A 19,138-nucleotide genomic window follows, 5' to 3' on the forward strand; every position below is an offset into this window, starting at 1 on the left:
TTTTGGAGAAAAAAAACAACTAAATTAGAGGCTGCCCGACTTTTCGGACAGCCTCCTGGGGGGAGGTGATTTGATGCCATTCTTAAATTTATTTAATATGTTGACTTTTAGATAGTTAAAAATAAATACCGTCATCCCGATTTCTGCGTTTTTTAAATGTTAATTCTCGCAGTGACGGTACGATTCCCCAAATCACCACATCCTCACATCCCCACATCATCAATAACTGAGCCTGTCGAAGGGAGCAGCAGGTCCTGAAAAAGAATCTCTAATCCAACAGGTTCTCCCTCCTGCTTGCAGGCACCGCCAGCAGAAAAGGAAATTACCATTGAAAAATACAAAAGTACCTTCTATCTTTAAGGCTAATCTTTTAAAATAAACCTAACATCATGGAAAAAATTAACGTAGCGGTGGTCGGCACCGGATTCATTGGTCCTGCCCATATTGAAGCTCTGAGAAGAAACCCTAACATTGAAGTGGCTGCCCTTTGCGAGGTCAACGAGGAGCTAGCCAAAGCCAAGGCGACCCAATTGGGAATCGAGAAAGCCATGGTATTTGAGGACATGCTCAAAGATTCCTCGATTCAGGCGGTCCATATTTGTACCCCAAATTTCCTCCATTATGCCCAATCCAAGGCAGTGCTGGAAGCGGGTAAACATGTAGTCTGCGAAAAACCCCTGGCCACAAAGATAGAAGAGGCGGAGGAACTCGTCGCGCTGGCAAAAAAAACGGGCTTGGTGAACGCCGTACACTTTAACCTACGCTATTACCCCATGGTCCGGCAGATGAAAACCATGCGGGAAAGCGGAGAACTGGGAGACATTTACTCTATCATGGGATCCTATTTACAAGATTGGCTATTTTTACAAACCGACTACAATTGGAGACTGGAACCAGACAAGTCCGGTGATTCCCGGGCCATCGCTGACATCGGATCCCACCTATTGGACCTGACTGAATACGTAACCGGACTGAAGGTAACCGAAGTGATGGCGGATTTTTCTACCGTACACAAAACCCGGCTAAAGCCCCTCAAGGCCATCGAAACCTACAGTGGTAAAATGCTGAAAGAATCGGATTACGAAGAGGTACCCATCAATACCGAAGACCACGCTACGGTAATGCTGCGTTTTGATAATGGTAATAAGGGATCTGTAACGGTCAGCCAGGTAAACGCCGGAAGGAAAAACAGACTCAATATCGAAATTGCCGGCTCCAAGGCTAATTTTGAATGGTGTAGTGAAAAACCAAACGAGCTCTGGATCGGTAAGAGAGAAACGGCCAATCAGCAGTTGATGAAAGACCCTTCTCTATTCACTCCCGAGGCGGCGAAATTGATTGGTTTCCCCGGCGGCCATAATGAAGGATTCCCGGATACTTCCAAGCAGATGTTTAAGGAGGTATATGCAGCGATCAGCGAAGGCAAGCAACCCGAAAAACCAAGCTATCCTACTTTTGCGGATGGGTACAGGGAATTACTGATCTGTGAACGCATCATCGAAAGCCATAAAAAACAGGCCTGGGTGAAAATATAAAGGGTAGAATGTTAACCATTGTTTACCCTAACCCGTTATTTATAGCAAATCTTAACCAAAACCAAAACCAAAACCAAAATGAAAACATCAACCATTAAAATGTTGGGACTGTCAGGAATGCTGATGATGTCGGTCATCTTTTTATCCCATTCCCAGGAACGCGCCAGTCCACCAAAAACAGCCGAAGGAACGGTTAACGGAGCCACCATTACGGTCAATTACAGCAGTCCTGCTGTAAAAGGGCGTGAAATTTTCGGCGGATTGGTTCCCCTGGGAAAAGTTTGGCGAGCAGGTGCGAACGAAGCCACGATATTTGAAACCAGCAAAGATATAAAGGTGGAAGGCGAAACACTTCCTGCCGGAAAATACAGCTTCTTTATCATTCCGGGAGAATACAACAGCACCTTTATATTCAATAAACAAACCGGTCAGTGGGGAACTCAGTACGACGAAAGTCAGGATGCCCTTCGGGTAAGCGTTCCCTCTGGACAAACGCAATCCCTTATGGAAAACCTGACCTACGAAATCCACGATGATGGCATGGCAGTCATGTGGGAATACGGGCAGGCCAAAGCGGCTATAGAGTAATTTACAAATCAAGCAGCCGGGCTTCAGAGACCGGCTGCTTGGTTACTTTTTTAACGATACGATCATTCCCTGAATACCTTGAAGCCATTTCCCCAATTACCCATTCTGGAGGTTATCCCGCGGCTGAAGCAATTGCTTAGACAAGACCTTTTCCTGATGCTTCATGCCCCTCCCGGGGCTGGAAAAAGCACCCTTTTACCGCTAACCTTGCTAGAGGAACCATGGTTAGGGGACCAAAAGATATTGCTGTTGGAACCACGCAAGTTGGCGGCAAAAAGTATTGCCCAACGCATGGCTCAATTGCTGGGCGAACCCCTTGGAGAAAGAGTAGGCTACCGGGTCCGGTTTGACACCTGCGTCGGACAAAACACCCAAATCGAAGTCATCACCGAAGGTATTCTGACGCGAATGATGCAACAGGATAATGCCCTCACGGATGTAGGGCTGGTCATCTTTGATGAATTTCACGAAAGGAGCCTGCATGCCGATCTCGGCCTGGCCCTGGGAATGGAGGTCCGGGAGTTTCTCCGGCAAGACCTCAGGTTACTAATCATGTCTGCCACGCTGGATAGCCGCCTTTTAGCCGGTCAATTGCACATTCCCCTGGTAGAAAGCCAGGGAAAGCAATACCCGGTTGAACTGCATTATGGAGCCGGTGCGGACCTGTATTCCCTACCGGAAACCATCAGTGCGGTCATTGGAAACGCCCTTACGGCACATGCAGGAGACGTGCTTGCCTTTCTTCCCGGGCAGGGGGAAATTAAGAAAACCGAAAAAATACTGCGGGACCGGCACCCGGAAATGGCCGTTTACAGCCTCTATGGGCAAATGCCCTTTGGCAAGCAGCAGGCTGCCCTTTTGCCCCATCCGCAGGGTAAACGAAAAATGGTACTGGCAACGGCCATCGCAGAGACCAGCCTCACCATCGAAGGCATCCGGATCGTGGTGGATGGCGGTTTCATGCGAAGTTCCCAATACAACCCCAACACCGGACTGAATCGGCTTGTCACCCTTCCGGTCACCCAGGATACGGCCACCCAACGGGCCGGAAGAGCCGGTCGACTGGGACCGGGGGTCTGCTATCGGCTCTGGACAAAAGCAAGCCAGGACAAGCTGCTTCCCTTTCGAGAGCCTGAAATGCTGCAGGCCGACCTGGCTTCACTTGCCCTGGAACTGCATAAATGGGGCATTTCCGATCCCCGGGAATTGAGCTGGGTTACCCCGCCACCGCAGGGCCATTGGGAAGAGGCGGTTACCTTGCTGGAACACCTGGGAGCACTGGATGCAGGTAAAATCACGGCCCACGGCCAGGCCCTCCATGGCTTTCCCAGCCATCCCAGAATTGCCCACCTATTGGTCTACAGCAAGGATCTCAACCTGGAATCCCTGGCGACCGACCTGGCCGCAGTACTCGAAGAAAAAGATCCCTTACCCGCTGCTAGGGGGGTGGACATCAACTTACGCATAGAGGGCTTACGGAGGTTTCGGATGGCCAAAAAGGGTCCAAAAGAATTTGTAAAGATTGAAAAAGCAGCTCAATCCTTCCGAAAGCTGCTAGGCATACAGGCAGAAAACGGACCGGTAGATCCCTATCAGACGGGAATGTTGTTGGCCCAGGCCTTTCCCGAAAGAATTGCCTCCGCCAGACCGGGAAACCAGGCGCTTTTTCAATTGGCCAATGGGCGCATGGCTTCTATGGACAGAAAGGATGATTTGGCCCGTGAACCCTGGATTGCCATTGCACATGTGAATGAAGGAGAAAAAACGGGGCGGATTTTTTTAGCGGCACCACTTTCTCCGACTGACCTACGCCCCATGGTACGGATAGTACCCAGAATTTATTGGGATGCGCAGGAAGAATCGGTGCTGGCAGTCGAAGAATGGAAAATAGGTCAGATACGCTTGCAGAAAAAGAACCTGCCCACTCCCGATCCCGAGAAAGTGATGCTGGTGCTGTTGGAAACCATTAGCCAACTTGGTGAAAGATTTCTTCCATTTGATAAGAAGGTTGGCCAATGGCAAAACAGGGTGCTAAGCCTTCGAAACTGGAACCCGGGGGCGGGCTGGCCGGATGTCCGAACGGAGCAACTACTTTCCAATCCCAAACCCTGGCTTGCACCTTACCTGCAAGGAGTGAAATCGGGGGAGGACCTGAGTAAACTCCCCCTACTGGAAATTCTCCAACACAGCCTGGGTTTTGCACAACAGCAGGAACTGGACCAATTGGCGCCCGAGCACCTGCAGCTCCCTAGTGGATCCAAGGTTAAAATCGAATATGCCTCTTCAGGTGAACCGCCGGTGCTGGCAGCCAGGTTACAAGAGTTGTTTGGCTGGAGTCAAACCCCATGTATCAATGAGGGACAAGTGCCGGTGTTGATCCATTTGCTGTCCCCCGGATTTAAACCCGTTCAGGTGACCCAAGACCTGGAAAGTTTCTGGAATAAGACCTACCACGAAGTAAAAAAAGAACTGAAACGCCGGTACCCCAGGCACCACTGGCCGGAAGATCCCTGGAATGCGCAAGCGATCAGAGGGGTACCCCGGAAAAAATAAGTCCTTGTTAAAGCGGTCATTTTTCGGGTACCTATCGAACAAGCAGTTGGGTTTTTATCTTTATGAAAACCAAAAATAGCGGGTGAACATTCAAGTATAACATATTAAGATATTTTTACCTTTTATTCTTTTTTACTACCTTTGCAGCTTAGTAATGATTTTCAAATTTTCAGCGGACATCCTGTCGATGGCTGATCAATAATCCTACAAAATGAACGAGAACCAACGCAACATCATTTTATCAACGGTCCCGGTTTTAAAAGAGGGTGGGCTAGCATTAACCACCCATTTTTACAAACGCCTTTTTTTACACCACCCCGAGCTAAAAAACACCTTTAACATGGGAAACCAAAAATCCGGCAAACAGCAGCAAGCCCTGGCAATGGCAGTATTAGCCTATGCCGAACACATAGCCAACCCAGGCGTTTTGCTACCTGAATTGGAAAAAATTGGTCATAAACACGTAAGCCTGGACATTCGCCCCGAACACTATCCCATCGTGGGGAACCACCTGCTGGCCTCTATAAAGGAAGTTCTTGGGGATGCAGCGACACCGCAAATTCTCGAAGCCTGGGAGTTGGCATATCAGGAGCTGGCTGATTTGATGATAAACCTGGAGTCAAAAATGTACCAGACCCAAAGTGCGCTTCCCGGTGGATGGACTGGCTGGCGTCCATTTGTTGTATCAAAAACGGTAAACGAGTCGGAAGAAATAACTTCCTTTTACCTAAAGCCGTCGGATGGAGGCGAAGTGGTTCGCCACCTTCCCGGACAATTCATCAGCTTGAAGGTTTTTTTACCGGATTTGCAATTGAATCAAGCCAGGCAGTATAGCCTTTCCAACCTTCCCAATGATAAAGAATACCGAATTTCCGTAAAAAGAGAAAAAGATTCCCGTTTGAATATCAATGGGATGATAAGCAATCACCTACACGATCACATTGGGGAAGGTGCCATTGTGAATCTCAGTGCCCCCACAGGAGACTTTACCTTATCGGAACCTATGAATCGTCCCCTTACCCTTATCAGTGGTGGGGTAGGCATAACGCCCCTAATGAGTATGTTGGAAACGCTGGCCACAACCACATTAACCCATCCCCTTACCTGGGTGCATGCCTGCAGAAATAAATCGGTGCATGCCTTTAGGGAACCGGTACAGCAACTTGCCGCCAGCCATTCCCTGATTGAGAAACATGTTTTTTACGATCAGCTTGACACGCAAGATAGAAGAGAAGGCATTCACGCAGGTCCCATGGATTTGGAAAAATTACCTTCGCTTCGGGAAGACAGCAGATTTTATATTTGCGGACCGGCTGGGTTTATAAAAGCCCAGCACGCTACCCTATTGGAAATGGGTATTCCGAAGGAATCCATCTTTTTTGAAGAGTTTGGTCCCCAGACACTTCATTTAAATTAGCGATAAAAAAAGCGGCATCATTTAGATACCGCTTTTTCTGCATTACAACCTGTATCCAGCCCTATAGGGCCGGTGCAGGTGTTTTTCCGCCTCAGCATCATTAACAAACTGCTCCTTTTCGGGGTCCCAGTTCAGCGGTCTTCCCAAATCATAGGCGATATTCCCTAAGGTACAAGTCACGCAAGTGCTGTGGCCTATTTCTACCGGGGCGATGGGATCTTTTCTTCGCCGAACGGACTCGATAAAATCAACGTGATGAGCGCCTCCGCCGCCACCCTGAAGGCTTTCACCGTCTTCCAGTACCGGATACAAGGAAGGATCGGAGGCTTTATAATGGGATCGGGAAACCTCTATCCAGCCATCCCTACCAAAAAACTTGCAACCCCTGGTTTCATTTTCATCAAAAGGCTGCTCCGTAACCGTCACCCCATTGGCATACTTAAAAGTCAGGTGTTCGGTATCCTGATACCCGGCAGGAATGATCTCCACCGGCCCCTTCCGGTCCATTCCTATGGCCCACTGGGCGATGTCAAACATGTGCGCTCCCCAGTCGGTCGTCAGTCCCCCACCGGTTTCCTTGTACCAACGCCAGCCTCCCCACATTTTCTCGTTTTCAGGAGGATTTAGGGATATGGGCGGATTTAGCTCATTATTAAAATGAATGGGAGCATCCAAGGGACCTTGCCAAAGATCCCAGTTCAAATCCTCGGGGATGGTTTCCTTAGGCAGGTCAAAGGGTTTTGGAGGCCCTCCTACGCAGGCAAAAACCTTACTGACCGGACCAATGCGTCCTTTTTGAACCATGGTAACAGCCTGTTGGAAGTTGGCGTAGGAACGCTGCATGCTGCCCGTTGCCAGCACGGTATTATTGGAGCGGACCGCTTTCACGAGTTCCTGTCCTTCCTTAATCGTAAAGGTTAGCGGCTTCTCCAGGTATATATCCTTTCCTGCTTTGCAGGCATCGATGGCTATCAATGCATGCCAATGATCGGGAGTGGCAATGACTACCGCATCTACGTCCTTTCTGGCTAGCAGATCGTGGTAGTTTTCGTATACCTTTACGTCCACCTGCTGCTGATGCTCCTGATAGTAAGCTGCCGTGCGGTTCAAAAATCGTTGCCTTTTTGCCCCATAGACATCACAACCAGCGATCACTTCGATATCTGGCATGGAAATAAAGCTATTTAACAAGCCATTGGCCTGCCTGCCCAGTCCGATAAACCCCAAACGAAGGGTGCTGGCAGCAGCTTTCCTAAGCTTAGGTGCCTTCCCAAATCCACTTTGGGGCAACACTCCGATTCCGGCAGCTCCCAGTAGGCCCGTACCCATAAACTTCCGTCTGGAGAGTAGGTTCTTTTTTTTCTTGTTCATTTTTTTGAGTTATTGATTAAATGATTTGTGATGCAGTAATTCCGGATTATGGAAAAAACCATAAGATAAATAGGCCTGACAACGTTTGGACAGCCGAATTCACCTTTTTTTAAAGCAGGTACAAATAACAAAAAAAAACCGAAAGTCCCAGCTATGAACCAAACCATTATCAATCCCCTGATTCCTTTTTCGAAAGCTCCTCTACCAGGGCATCAAATTTTTTCTTTAACTCCGGATCAAAAGCGGCCAGCCTGACCCAATCATCCTCTCCATAGACCCCTGCCCTTTTCGGGTCAAAGGGCTCAAAACCTATCCACTCCGCAGCCGAAAGATCGACGAAGGAAAAATCAAAATTAGCGGCATCCCGGAAACCGGGATTTCGGATGATACCATGGCGATCATTTCCCTTTTGCTGCCATTCCTTCCAGTCCATGTCCCCAAATTTCGGCTCTCTTCCGCGCACATCCCAATACAAATTATGGTCGGAATTCAGGTTGATTTTGTCCCAATTACTGGAAAGCAAAGTGCCCTGCTTGTACAAGACGATATTGTTGGTGAAGGTAAAAGAGGTATGGGGTTCCACCCGGGTGGCTTGTAGCTGTGAAAGCCGGTTATAGGCAAAAATATTGTTTTGAATCCGGTTTTCCTTTCCATAATGCTGATGAAAACCAGCATTTTTGCAGGCATAAACCAGATTGTTTTCCATAAGGATTCCGGTAGAGCCTTCGTCCGTATACAGGCCCCAACCCCCATAGGTCATCGAGTAAACATGGTGAATGTGATTGTGGCTTACTTCCGTTCCTTCCGACTTTCCGAGCGTGTAGATCCCGCCCATATCACTCAAATCACCCCAGCCCAAATGGTGAATGTGGTTAAATTTGATGCTGTTCCGTTTGGAAAAACTATGGTCGTACCCCCAGACCCAACCTACCGAAACGCCCGAATACCGGAAATTAGCTATTTCATTATGAGTTAGTTCGTTGTCATGGGCATGAAACAGCATGGCTCCGACCGCACAGGGAAAAACCCAGCCTCCATCGCGAATAATATTGTTGTCCACCTGGTTAAATCCAGCTAGTTTTTGCTCCAGATCCTCCGAATTGCCGGCAGCCAAGGGGCCGATCTTTACCCCTCCGGCACCCAGGTCGTGCAGGTAATTTTGGTGAAGTGTACTATTCGTTACCCCGTTTCGTAACCAGATGGCACCTACACCCGTATGGGCAATTTCGCATTTTCGAAAATGTACGCGATCAGCCCAGTCTACCATGACTACAGCGGGTATTGGAGCGGCTGCCTGTGCTGGCTCATTTCCGGAAATCGGGGTACGGTAGCCGGTAAATAAAAACCGCAATCCCTCAAAGTGTACGTTTCGAACCTTTTCTTCCTGAGAATTACCCGAAATCACCAGTAATTGTTCCGTGACTGGAGCAAATACCTCCGCGGTTTCCATGGTCTCTCCTTCTTCGGGGATGTAATATAAGGAGCCATCGGGATCCAGAAACCACTCTCCGGGAGCATCCAGCGCTGATTTCATATTTTCCACATAATACCTCGCTGTCTCATTAATGGGATTCCAGGGCTTCATGCCCCCACCGCTGATCCAGAATTGATGGCTAGTCTGATTGTAATGTTGGATGTATTTTCGGGTATTGTCCCATTTGTGGTAAAAAACAGCAAGGGCTTTCGAGGGCCTTGCGTCGAGCTGGAGTTTGCTTGCTTCCAGAGAATCAATGGTGATTTCCTGAATGGCAAACGCCGGAACCCGCTCCTCTTCTCCGTCAAAGAGGGTCTCCTTTACGGATTGGACTTCAAAAAACGCTCCCTTGTTAGGCGTTCTTGCCCGCGTAGCCCGCTTACCATTGACGTACAATTGCTCAAAATCCTTTCCGCTCACATCAGCCCGGTAAACACCCCCGCCAATAGACTCAAACCCGCTGACCTGCCTGGACCCAATGAAATTAACGGTTGCGCCTTCCGCGGCCCGGTAGGTAATCGAATGGGCCTCCGTGCCGCTGTCCGCCATTCCGAAATGAACCGGGGAGGAAATAAAATAGTCACCCGGGTGAAAAATCACCTGGATATTTTGGGTAAACTTCCCTTCCGCTTTCAGCTTACGGATAAACCGCTTTGCTCCCTCCATGGATTTCAGGGGTTGGGCCTGGCTGCCCGGGCCGGAATCCGCTCCCCGGGGGGAAACGTGGATTTCCTGCCCAAAACCCGTCACCGATAGCATCAACAAGAAAATAAAAAAAATAGACCAGGAAAACCGATTCAAACCAAACATAAAATTGAAATTAGTGAAATAATTAATTAATCCTATTGATTAAAAGTAAACAGAAAACACCTGTAGCCCAAGTGAATTTGGGATAAAATCAAGCGTAAAAGGCGGAAATAGCCATTAAACCCCTTCCTTTATAGGATTTAGCGGAGACCCATTTTGGTACAATCATCAGAACAAACACGAAATACAAAAATAATACAACAAAATACTATTTTATATTTACAAAAAATTAATCATAAAAACAAGTATTTTTTATTAAAAATTGTAATTTAATTTTATTAATTTTGAAATGTTAATCAATAATTCGGAACCAAAAAATCTAAAAAGAACCTAATAACCAGCGTTCTTTAGAGAAAAGCTTTTTTAATGATCGGAAACTATGGAAATGTACATTCTAATATCTGTGGCAGTAGGAATCAGTTTGGGACTTTTATTCATCATTAAGGCAGTTATATCAGCGGAAGATGATCCTGAAACGTTTGAGGAATTTAAACATGAGGGGAAATATCAAAAACCGGCTAACTGGAAAGTGGGAAAATTACCGGAGAAGGATGAAAAAAAAAACGCTCCGAGAATTCATCTGATCGACTTCAAGCCTGATTACAATCTACTAAGTCAAAATTAATACAATCGTCCCAGACGATTGTATTCGAGAGCTTTGTAGGTTTGGGTGCGACGTCTTAGAAAGATTCCCCGATAAAAAGGTAGAAACCGGTCCCTTCCTCGGTAAAGGCAAAATCGAGGCGCGTATAGATGTCTTTTTTAGGAAAAAGGAGAAACCGCAAGCCGGCACCGGCAGACCATACGGTATTATCCCATTTTAGGGCTTTCACCTCGGGAAAAACCTGACTTGCCCCTGCAAAAACAGCCGCCCCGATTCGCTTGCTAAACCCCAGGGGAAGGGGCAAGAAACGCATTTCTACTTGTCCGGCCAATTGATTGCGATCCCGGTACCTACCGGTATAATAGCCTCTCATCAGACTTTCCCCGCCCATCAGTGACAATTGGTTGAAAGGAACTTCTCCTGTTTGAAACTGCCCAAATACCTGGGCCGCAAAAACGTTGCTTTTGCCGACAGGACGATAAAAACGAGTGTCGGACAAAAAGCTGGTGAAATTAAATTCGCTTTTCCAGAAGGGATTGTACCTCATAACGGCCAATTCGGAAAAAAACCCGTCTCGTACATTCAGCACATTGTGCCGGTCATCGTAGACCAGTCCCAGTCCTAATCCCAGATTGGAACTTCCCCGATATCCAGCCGGTAGCACAATTGATTCCATTGATTCGGACGGCACAAATCGAACCTGGCTTAACCGCTGCCAATCCATTTCAAGACCAAAAAACAAATTTTTCCGAACCTTTTTTAAGACCCGCTCTTTGATCCAAATCTGATTGGCATCTACCCGGGCCAAGAAATCCGGAGGACTTTCGCTTCCTATACCATAATACAATAAGGGGAAACTTTGCAGCCGTATACGTCCCAAAAAAAACCATTTATCGCCCGGAGAATAATTGGCATGATCAATCCACAAACCGTATTGATTTTCAAGGGTAAAAAAGGTAAACCCGTTGATTTCACTTAATCGATGGGTGGTATCCCTATTGGCATAATAGACGTACAAAGCACTGAAACCAATCTCCCAGCTTGTCTCGGGCGCATAGGCCAGCGTAGGATACATTAGAAACTGTGGACGGGAAATATCACTGGTATCATTCAAAATCGAATTCAGATACCGCTTGACAAAACCCTGTGCATCCGCTTCTCCAAACAAAAGAAAGCTTCCCATAAGGAAAGCCGTAAACCAGCATTTATTAACCATGATTTTGCGCGTTCATAAAAATACCAAACTGGTAAAGTAACCTAATCTTCCGAGACCAATTGTTTAAGCTTTTCCATCATGCTTTCGTGTGATGGTAACTGAATCAAAAATAGTTCTTCCAGTAGTTCTTTTAACTCTCTCGGACTGGTTAAGGTTCGTTTCTGGCTTTCTTCATTTTTGCGGTGGATGGTAAAGCGGTTATTATGCAGGGCGTACCTGCCCCAGGGCATGCAGCGAGCTGCCATCAGTTCCTGCACAAATACGGATTGGGGGTGGGTGCACAAGTACCAGCTCACTACCTCGTAATCCGGCAGTAGTTGAGATTCCATTCCAAATCGATACAACAGTCGCCACTGTTCTTTCACCCAAATCTCCAGGTAATGGAAATCCCCTTTTTTTTGCAGACGGTAGCGTTCCAGCGGTGTTTCCTGCTCCTCCGTCTGATCCAGGGATAAGGGAGCCGTAAACGAAGCACCGCCAAAGCCGACATCCGCTATGTACTTCCTTCCATCCACCTGCACCAATAATAACATGTGGTCCCTGGGCTTAATTTGTCCATTCGGAACCTCCCAGAATACCCGCGCAGAAAGCCCTTTTACCAGAAACCCCATGGAATGCAGCACCTGCCCAAACAACAGGTTTTGTTCAAAACAATATCCTCCCCTCCCTTCCAAAACTAACTTTTGCAGCAAATCCGGCAATTCCAAGGTAAGTGGAATCCCTAAAAAGGGATTGATGTTTTCAAAGGGAATGGCCTGAGGATGCAAGTAATGCAATTCCTTCAGCGCATCAAGCGTTGGCTCTCCGTCTCCCCGATACCCGACCCGGCTGAAATAGGCCTGCAAGGAACGCTCGTCCAGCCGGTCATTAAAAAGTCGTAAATCATTTAGGTTTTCGCACATTCTTCACTGATTTTTCAAATAAAAATACGCTTTCCAAGCCAATTCAAATAATTTCATTCGATAAAATTAGCTCCAAGCGGAGGGTAGAAAGCGCAGCGGAGGTAAAATTAAAATCAAGAAACTGGGATTACCAATCATTTCCTGTATCTTAAAAACAAAAATAAAGGTGAAAAGCGTGTGCAACCGTCTGGATTCCAAAAAAAAAATTGCAAACCCAAAGCCGTTACAACACATGGAAAAGAAATATGACCCTTCCCGGAGGAAATTTCTAGTTACTACAACACTGGCTGCCGCCTCGATGGGATTTAATCCACCGCTCTGGGCAGCAAGCCAATCCCAATCGGTAGAAACGGATGAAGGCCCCGTAAAAGCCGCCTTTGCCGAAGGAGACATATCTCCGGAAATTGGCATGGAGCAACCGGGCAACTACGGCAAGCAGTACCACCAGTCCTTCCACGATCCCTGTAAGGTTCGCATTGCCGCCTTTCAGTCCGGCTCCAATAAGGCACTGATTATCTCCATGGACGCCCTGGCCGTATACCAGCCCTGGGTGGATGAAATCAAACACCATATACAGGAAAAAGCTAAAATTAAGGACGGTGACATCTTGATCGCCGCTTCCCACTCCCATTCCTCCGGCCCCACGGCCATGGTCCAACCGGGACAATACGATCATGCCCCTGCCTTTATTCGGGAGTTGGCCTATGAGAAATCCTCCTGTGCCGACCCGGCTTACTTGGAAGTCGTTAAGGAGGTAACCCTTAGCACTGCCCTCCATGCCTTGGATAAGCTTACGGAAGTCAACATAGGAATGGGAAGTGGCGTAGCAGAAAAAGTAGCCTTTAATCGAAGGTTTTTGATGAAAAATGGCAGGACTTACACCCATCCCGGGCAATTGAACCCAGACATTTTGCAGGTAGCCGGGCCCATAGACCCGGAAGTCGGAGTGATCGGGACCTGGGATTCGGAGGGCAAACTAATCGGCTGTCTGGTAAATTATGCCTGCCATACCACTACCAACCCCGGCGGCATTTCAGCTAACTGGGTGTATTATATGGAGCAAACGATTCGGGGTGCCTTTGGGCAGGATTGTGTCGTTGTGTTTTTGCAAGGAGCCAGTGGTGATGTGACCCAGGTAAATAACCGAAACCCGGACATTCATCCCTCCGGCGAAGATTGGGCCCGACTAGTGGGTGCCAGCGTAGGGGCAGAAGCTGTAAAAACCCTCCTGCAAATTCCCAAATCAAACCGTATGAAAATTCGCTCCCATGCCACCATCTTGTCCTTAAAAAGAAGAATGCCCACTGAGGCAGTGGTCCGGGAAGCCATGAAAATGGTAAAAAAGACTCCGGAACAGGTTGGCAGGACTGCCTGGATTTTTGCCAAGGAAACCGTCTTGCTGGACAGCTGGGGAAGACAAAACCCCGTTCATAAACTTCCCTTGCAGGCCATTCAAATCGGGCCTGCAGTACTGACAGCCAATCCGGCAGAGTTCTTCTGCGAATTGGGTCTCGAACTAAAATCAAAAAGTGTCTTTCCATTCACCTTTCCGGTGACCATGGCAAACGATTGCGTGGGATACGTACCTACTACCAAAGCCTTCGAGCCGGATGGTGGTGGGTATGAAACCCGGCTGACTTCCTATAGCAACCTGGAGGTGAATGCCGGAACCAAAATCGTCGCTTCCAGCCTGGAACTCATCCGCCAATTGAATCCTGATCCGCTTCCTCAGCATCCCAAAGCGCCGCCCTTTAGCGGGAAGCCCTGGAATTATGGCAATGTGCCCCCGGAAACAGGTCGGTAATTTTAACACTACCCTATACTGATGTCGATGATCTTACGCTGCATTAACTCCCTTCTTTTTGGTATCCTTATACCCATGCTCCTTTTTTCCTGCCAGAAGGGCAGTGATGAAAAAGAAATTCAGCCTGTCTTTGAACGGCAGGAAAACCCCGTTAATTCCTTTCTTTACACGTATCCCGATTCTGCCGAACTCAAAGCCGCCCTGGCGGCTTTCCAACTGGAACCTGGCTTACAAATTGACCTGATTGCGGCAGAGCCCCTGGTTGCCGACCCTGCTGCATTTGCTTTTGACGAGCGGGGGGTAATGTATGTGGCCGAGAATACCGGTTACCCGGATCCGATGGATGGATCTGCAGCCGAGAACCTGGGTAAAATAGCCCGGCTGGAAGACCGGGACGGGGATGGGAAATACGATTACCGGACGGTATTTGCGGATGATCTTGGGTATCCCAACGGCATCCTGCCTTGGAAAGGCGGAGTGTTTGTCACCTGCGCCCCCCATCTGTATTACCTGAAAGATACCAATGGAAATGGCAAAGCGGATGTTCGTGAAATTGTCCTGACGGGATTTGACACCAGCCGAACGGCGCAAATCCGCGTCAGCCACCCTATTTTGGGATTGGATGGGTGGATTTACCTTACCTCAGGCCTAACGGGAGGAGATGTTTATGCGCCCTCCCGACCCGATACCAAACCATTGATCTTCACCTCCTCGGACAGCCGCTTTCATCCCGAAACCTTGGACGTTGAACTTACCGGTGGAAAGAGCCAGTTTGGGTTGGCTTTTGATGCCTTTGGCCGAAGATTTGGCACCAGCAACCGCCATCCCCTGCAGCACATTGTCCTGGAAACCGAACAACTGGATCAGAATCCTAATCTTTTGCGTACGTCCACTATACAGAACGTTTCTCCGGTAGAGTCGGAAGCACTGGTTTTCCCCATTAGTTCCTCCGTGACCACGGCAGCCTATATTCCCAAGCTAATGGGCCGTTCACATGACGGCACTTTTACCTCCGCATGCGGCACCTTGATTTATCAAAGCATGGGCCTTTCAAAAATGCATCAAGGGAACGCCTTTATCTGTGAACCCGCTCAAAACCTGGTTCAACGACAGAAGCTGGAAAAAGAAGGAGCCAGTTTCTCTTCTTCCAGGGTTCATGATGGCTGGGAATTTTTATCCTCCACGGACACCTGGTTTAACCCGGTTTTTCTCGCTCATGGGCCGCGCGGTGCGCTGTATCTGGCCGATATGTACCGGAAAATCATCGATCATCCCTCCTATGTGCCGGAGGAGGCCAGGGAGAAATTGGATTTTTCCAGCGGCAAAAACAAAGGAAGGATCTACCGGGTTAGCAACCAGTCTTTCCACTACCAGGAACTTGATTTCGTTTTTCCCAAAAAGGATCCGGTAAGTCTGCCTGAAACCCTACAAGCCTTAACCTCCACGGATGCCTGGTCCAGGGAAACGGCATTCAGATTATTACTGGAAGCCAAACCAAAAGAAATCAGCCCTGAGTTAAAATCGCTTGCTACGGGTGCTTCCCTGCCCGAAACTCGCGTCAGGGCGCTCTGGCTGCTGCAACATTTGACGGCCTTGGAGGAAAGTACGCTCCTAGCGGCATTGAAAGACCCAGATCCGGGTGTCAGGGAGCAGGCACTCCAACTAGCCCAACTCCACCAGCTAACCGCATCATCCCTACAAAATCAACTGTTTCTGATGGCTGAAGATTCGGACCCAAGAGTCCGCTTTGTGGCCGCCCTGGTAATAGGTGGCCAACCCGGCAGTTCAAAATTACTCCCGCTGGCCCAGATAGCCGTCCGGGATGCCGCGGACCCCTGGTTACGAACCGCTGTGCTTTCAGGCCTGAGCGATCAATCGCTGCAATTCTTACCGATCCTGGATAGCCTGGCAGCAAAATCCACTGGAAACGGTTTAAAAACCCTTTTTGGTGATCTTGGAGAGCTGCTGGGCGGTTCCCTTTCCTTTATCGATTCCAAAAAGCTGGTTTCCGGGTATTTGGAAAGAAAAAACACCGCCAATGGTTTGTTTTTCCTGGCAGGAATGTTTCAAGGGCTGGATAAAAATCCAGAATCTCCAGAGGCGTATTTAAATTCACTGCCGTTACCTGAAAAGGTGCAGCAAGAATGGATAGCAGAACTTTCCGAAACGGTAACCTTGGAAACGCTTCCTCTCGATCAGCGTGTTCAGGCCACAGCTTTACTGGGGTATTTTCCGAAAGGACCATCTGAAACAATCCTGGCTGGCCTGCTCGCACCCTATCAGCCTATCGAAATTCAACTGGCTGCCGTGCGTGCGCTTTCGAGACTAAATCCAACTCAGGCGGGTAAAGTACTTACTCAGGCTGAAAAATGGAAAAGCTATACCCCTCAGGTGAAGGCGGCTGTTTTGAATGAGCTACTTCAGGATCCGGTATTACTGGAACAGCTCATTGTAGCATTGGAAGCAGGCGACATCGCTCCCTCAGCCATCCCTTCTACCACCCGGCAAAGCCTGATGAAATCTAAAAATGAACGGGTAAGAATAGCAGCAAATAAGCTATTTGACCCCATGGAAGAAGGTGGCAGGATGCAGGTCTATGAACAATACAGCGGGGTATTGGAAATGGAAGGAAATGGTCTGAATGGAAAACCGGTATTTATGACCCACTGCTCCGTTTGCCACAGCCATTCGGGTGAAGGTGGGCAGGTAGGTCCCGATTTAACAGGTATCAACAACCAACCCGCTTCTGCCCTGTTATTGCATACACTGGTACCCAATTATGAAATACTACCCGACTACCAAACCGTGCTGGTGGAAACGGTAGCCGGCAAGCAGCTTACCGGCAGAATTATGGCCGAATCTGCCCATTCTTTGAGCCTAAAAACAACTTTTGGAACCGATGAAACCCTGCCCCGCGACCGAATTGCCAACATAGAAACAACCGGGACCTCCCTGATGCCAGATGGACTGGAACAAAATATGAGTAGACAGGATCTCGCTGACTTGATAGCCTTTCTTAAGCAAAAAAACAGGCCCGAAGCAGTCAGCCCCTAATCAACGCCGAAGCAGCGAAATAGCTGCTTCTATCAGGTTATCTTCTCCTCTTTGCATGGCTGCCGGATCCAGGTCAAGTCTTAAATCTACCAGAACTCCATCTTCCAGTTGACGGTTTTCCAGGTCCACGGTTTGGGTCGCTGAAAACCGGTACGTCCAGCCGTTTGGCAGTTCTCCAAAAACCGGGGTACCTCCTCCCCCGCCGGTTTGATCACCCAAGAGGAGTGCATTGGGAAGTGTGTTCATCATCTGAGCAAAAAAACTCGTGGCACTGTAGGACCTTCGATTGGTCAGGACGATTACCAAACCTGTAAAGGTATCTTCCTCCCAGGGGCTAAGGATCATCGGCTCCCAGGGCCCAAACTCCTCCGGCCCCGGTCCCGATTTAATTCGTTGCCGGGCATATTCCATTTCTTCCTCAGCAAAGGCGGATGCCAATAATACTGCATTGCTCAGATTACCCCCTCCATTGTTTCTTACATCGATGATGACACCCCGGCTTCTTTTGGCTCTTTCTACTACCACCTGAAGGTTGGATTCAGAAATCCGCTGAGCAAAAGAACGGTAATTAACATACAGCACCTCATCCAACACCTGGTGAAGCAGGGGGCCGCTGATCCAGTAGTCCGCACCTAAATATTCCTGTTCGATCAGGTTTTCATCGTAATTGACCGGAAACTCCTGATACCATTCCCAGTTTCGGCTTCGGTTAAAACCGGTACTTAAATTCACATGTCCATCCCGGAGCTCGAATAACATGTCAGCCAATAGCTCATACAATTCCAATTGCCCCATGTCATCCGATACCCTGGCCCGGTACCTTTCCCTTATCTGTTCCCAATCAATTCCCTTGTGGGAAAAGAAAGAATACCTGTCGTTGACATCTTCCCATAAACGATCAAATACCTCAATAGCATCCGGTGAAGGGTCCGTGGGAAGAACCCATTGTTCACAAGAAAACAGAAAAAAGACCAAAATCCAGAAATAGCGTGCTTGCTTTACCATAAACGTATCGTTACCATTACCAAAACTGCATGTCCCAGTCGTTGCACCGGCTGACCTCCTCCCAGGGTAGAAATTTCAGGTCGGTACCTTATGGCCAGGCTATTGCCGGTGGGTAAGGTCCATACCAAGCTGGATTCCAGTCCCATACTCCAATCTTTTCCGGCAAAAAAAGGATTTACCGCTCGAAGTAAATTTCCAAACCCGGTCTCCTCTTCGGAAAGGCCTTCAGGGTCAGCCCCTATATAGCCCGATTTAACTTGAAACCCCACTACCTGCCAATGCGCCACTGTTTGCCACTTGAAGGATTGACCTTTCCACTCAAATGGATATATATAGCGCAGTGCAGGACCAACAGCGGTAAAATAATCGTACCGCAGGCTATAATTTGTAAAGCCATTATGCCTTCGGATGTTAAAAACATTTTGATTGGCCCATCCCCAATGAAAGCCCCTTTCCGCTGGGGACGCTTTATGATAAAAGGTGTAATTCAATACCCCCGCAGATAATGAATTCAGGGAATTTCCAAAGCGGTTGGTCAAGGGGCCATAACCAAATTCGAATTGGAAAGTCTCTGTTTTATGGGGAGATTCAATCCCAAAGGTAGCCAGGCTAAAACTTCGGTTACCACTGTAGATCATCGGCGAAAACCCCCGGTCCCGGCCCGACTGGAGCTGCAAACCGGTGGCCAGCCAGAGGTTTCCTTTCGTTTGAGAAAAGGCAGCTGTAGCCGCACCAAAGGCCAGTAGAAATGGGAGAATGAAATTAGGGGAGAAAAATCGCATTATCTTTTATTCTTTTGTTTGCCAAA

13 protein-coding genes are annotated in these 19,138 nt (G+C 48.3%); 7 read left to right on the forward strand and 6 right to left on the reverse strand.

Translation table 11 applies throughout. The features are described from left to right. Window positions 1-389 precede the first annotated feature (389 nt). The 4 genes from GJQ68_RS02770 to hmpA all read left to right on the forward strand — a co-directional run bounded on the left by GJQ68_RS02770 (window position 390) and on the right by hmpA (window position 6,093). On the forward strand, window positions 390-1,535 hold the full coding sequence (locus GJQ68_RS02770; RefSeq protein WP_162415797.1) for a Gfo/Idh/MocA family protein: 1,146 nt from the start codon (window positions 390-392) through the stop codon (window positions 1,533-1,535). Between the two features lie 78 nt (window positions 1,536-1,613). Further along, window positions 1,614-2,123 carry a DUF2911 domain-containing protein gene (locus GJQ68_RS02775; RefSeq protein WP_162415798.1) on the forward strand — a complete coding sequence of 170 codons (510 nt, stop codon included), beginning with the start codon at window positions 1,614-1,616 and terminating at the stop codon, window positions 2,121-2,123. A 78-nt stretch (window positions 2,124-2,201) separates the two neighbouring features. Then, window positions 2,202-4,676, forward strand: coding sequence for an ATP-dependent helicase HrpB (hrpB, locus tag GJQ68_RS02780; RefSeq protein WP_162415799.1), 2,475 nt, complete (start codon window positions 2,202-2,204; stop codon window positions 4,674-4,676). Between the two features lie 211 nt (window positions 4,677-4,887). After that, window positions 4,888-6,093 carry an NO-inducible flavohemoprotein gene (gene hmpA / locus GJQ68_RS02785; RefSeq protein WP_162415800.1) on the forward strand — a complete coding sequence of 402 codons (1,206 nt, stop codon included), beginning with the start codon at window positions 4,888-4,890 and terminating at the stop codon, window positions 6,091-6,093. 42 nt (window positions 6,094-6,135) lie between these two features. Here hmpA and GJQ68_RS02790 read toward each other — a convergent pair whose 3' ends face one another. Next, the gene (locus GJQ68_RS02790) at window positions 6,136-7,464 is read right to left on the reverse strand and encodes a Gfo/Idh/MocA family protein (protein WP_162415801.1); all 1,329 of its coding nucleotides are present in this window, start codon (window positions 7,462-7,464) and stop codon (window positions 6,136-6,138) included. Between the two features lie 169 nt (window positions 7,465-7,633). After that, entirely contained in the window at window positions 7,634-9,748 is a 2,115-nt protein-coding gene (locus GJQ68_RS02795; protein WP_162415802.1) for a right-handed parallel beta-helix repeat-containing protein, read from the reverse strand. 382 nt (window positions 9,749-10,130) lie between these two features. Here GJQ68_RS02795 and GJQ68_RS02800 point away from each other — a divergent pair, with 382 nt between their 5' ends. After that, the gene (locus GJQ68_RS02800) at window positions 10,131-10,370 is read left to right on the forward strand and encodes a hypothetical protein (protein ID WP_162415803.1); all 240 of its coding nucleotides are present in this window, start codon (window positions 10,131-10,133) and stop codon (window positions 10,368-10,370) included. Window positions 10,371-10,425: 55 nt separating this feature from the next. Here the strand turns inward: GJQ68_RS02800 and GJQ68_RS02805 are convergent, their stop codons facing one another. Both GJQ68_RS02805 and GJQ68_RS02810 read right to left on the reverse strand, forming a co-directional pair. Beyond that, window positions 10,426-11,565 (reverse strand): BamA/TamA family outer membrane protein, encoded by a 1,140-nt coding sequence (locus GJQ68_RS02805; protein ID WP_162415804.1) that lies wholly within the window; start codon window positions 11,563-11,565, stop codon window positions 10,426-10,428. A gap of 41 nt (window positions 11,566-11,606) precedes the next feature. Next, entirely contained in the window at window positions 11,607-12,467 is an 861-nt protein-coding gene (locus tag GJQ68_RS02810; protein ID WP_162415805.1) for an arylamine N-acetyltransferase family protein, read from the reverse strand. Between the two features lie 232 nt (window positions 12,468-12,699). Between GJQ68_RS02810 and GJQ68_RS02815 the strand changes: the two genes are divergently transcribed. Next, window positions 12,700-14,271 carry a hypothetical protein gene (locus GJQ68_RS02815; RefSeq protein ID WP_162415806.1) on the forward strand — a complete coding sequence of 524 codons (1,572 nt, stop codon included), beginning with the start codon at window positions 12,700-12,702 and terminating at the stop codon, window positions 14,269-14,271. A gap of 75 nt (window positions 14,272-14,346) precedes the next feature. Continuing rightward, window positions 14,347-17,325 carry a PVC-type heme-binding CxxCH protein gene (locus GJQ68_RS02820; protein ID WP_162415807.1) on the forward strand — a complete coding sequence of 993 codons (2,979 nt, stop codon included), beginning with the start codon at window positions 14,347-14,349 and terminating at the stop codon, window positions 17,323-17,325. Here the strand turns inward: GJQ68_RS02820 and GJQ68_RS02825 are convergent, their stop codons facing one another. Together GJQ68_RS02825 and GJQ68_RS02830 are read right to left on the reverse strand one after the other, a co-directional pair. Then, entirely contained in the window at window positions 17,326-18,330 is a 1,005-nt protein-coding gene (locus tag GJQ68_RS02825; RefSeq protein ID WP_162415808.1) for a S41 family peptidase, read from the reverse strand. After that, window positions 18,324-19,112 carry a hypothetical protein gene (locus GJQ68_RS02830; protein ID WP_162415809.1) on the reverse strand — a complete coding sequence of 263 codons (789 nt, stop codon included), beginning with the start codon at window positions 19,110-19,112 and terminating at the stop codon, window positions 18,324-18,326. Before GJQ68_RS02830 ends, GJQ68_RS02825 begins: the two co-directional genes overlap by 7 nt. Window positions 19,113-19,138 lie beyond the last annotated feature (26 nt).

This window comes from Cyclobacterium roseum, from assembly GCF_010119225.1.
GTDB lineage: Bacteria > Bacteroidota > Bacteroidia > Cytophagales > Cyclobacteriaceae > Cyclobacterium > Cyclobacterium roseum.

Bases quoted from the DNA above. Each gene is read 5' to 3' on its own strand.
- GJQ68_RS02770 (WP_162415797.1), top strand. From the start codon at position 390: ATGGAAAAAATTAACGTAGCGGTGGTCGGCACCGGATTCATTGGTCCT.
- GJQ68_RS02775 (WP_162415798.1), top strand. From the start codon at position 1,614: ATGAAAACATCAACCATTAAAATGTTGGGACTGTCAGGAATGCTGATG.
- hmpA (WP_162415800.1), top strand. From the start codon at position 4,888: ATGAACGAGAACCAACGCAACATCATTTTATCAACGGTCCCGGTTTTA.
- GJQ68_RS02790 (WP_162415801.1), bottom strand. From the start codon at position 7,464: ATGAACAAGAAAAAAAAGAACCTACTCTCCAGACGGAAGTTTATGGGT.
- GJQ68_RS02795 (WP_162415802.1), bottom strand. From the start codon at position 9,748: ATGTTTGGTTTGAATCGGTTTTCCTGGTCTATTTTTTTTATTTTCTTG.
- GJQ68_RS02800 (WP_162415803.1), top strand. From the start codon at position 10,131: ATGTACATTCTAATATCTGTGGCAGTAGGAATCAGTTTGGGACTTTTA.
- GJQ68_RS02805 (WP_162415804.1), bottom strand. From the start codon at position 11,565: ATGGTTAATAAATGCTGGTTTACGGCTTTCCTTATGGGAAGCTTTCTT.
- GJQ68_RS02810 (WP_162415805.1), bottom strand. From the start codon at position 12,467: ATGTGCGAAAACCTAAATGATTTACGACTTTTTAATGACCGGCTGGAC.
- GJQ68_RS02815 (WP_162415806.1), top strand. From the start codon at position 12,700: ATGGAAAAGAAATATGACCCTTCCCGGAGGAAATTTCTAGTTACTACA.
- GJQ68_RS02820 (WP_162415807.1), top strand. From the start codon at position 14,347: ATGCTCCTTTTTTCCTGCCAGAAGGGCAGTGATGAAAAAGAAATTCAG.
- GJQ68_RS02825 (WP_162415808.1), bottom strand. From the start codon at position 18,330: ATGGTAAAGCAAGCACGCTATTTCTGGATTTTGGTCTTTTTTCTGTTT.
- GJQ68_RS02830 (WP_162415809.1), bottom strand. From the start codon at position 19,112: ATGCGATTTTTCTCCCCTAATTTCATTCTCCCATTTCTACTGGCCTTT.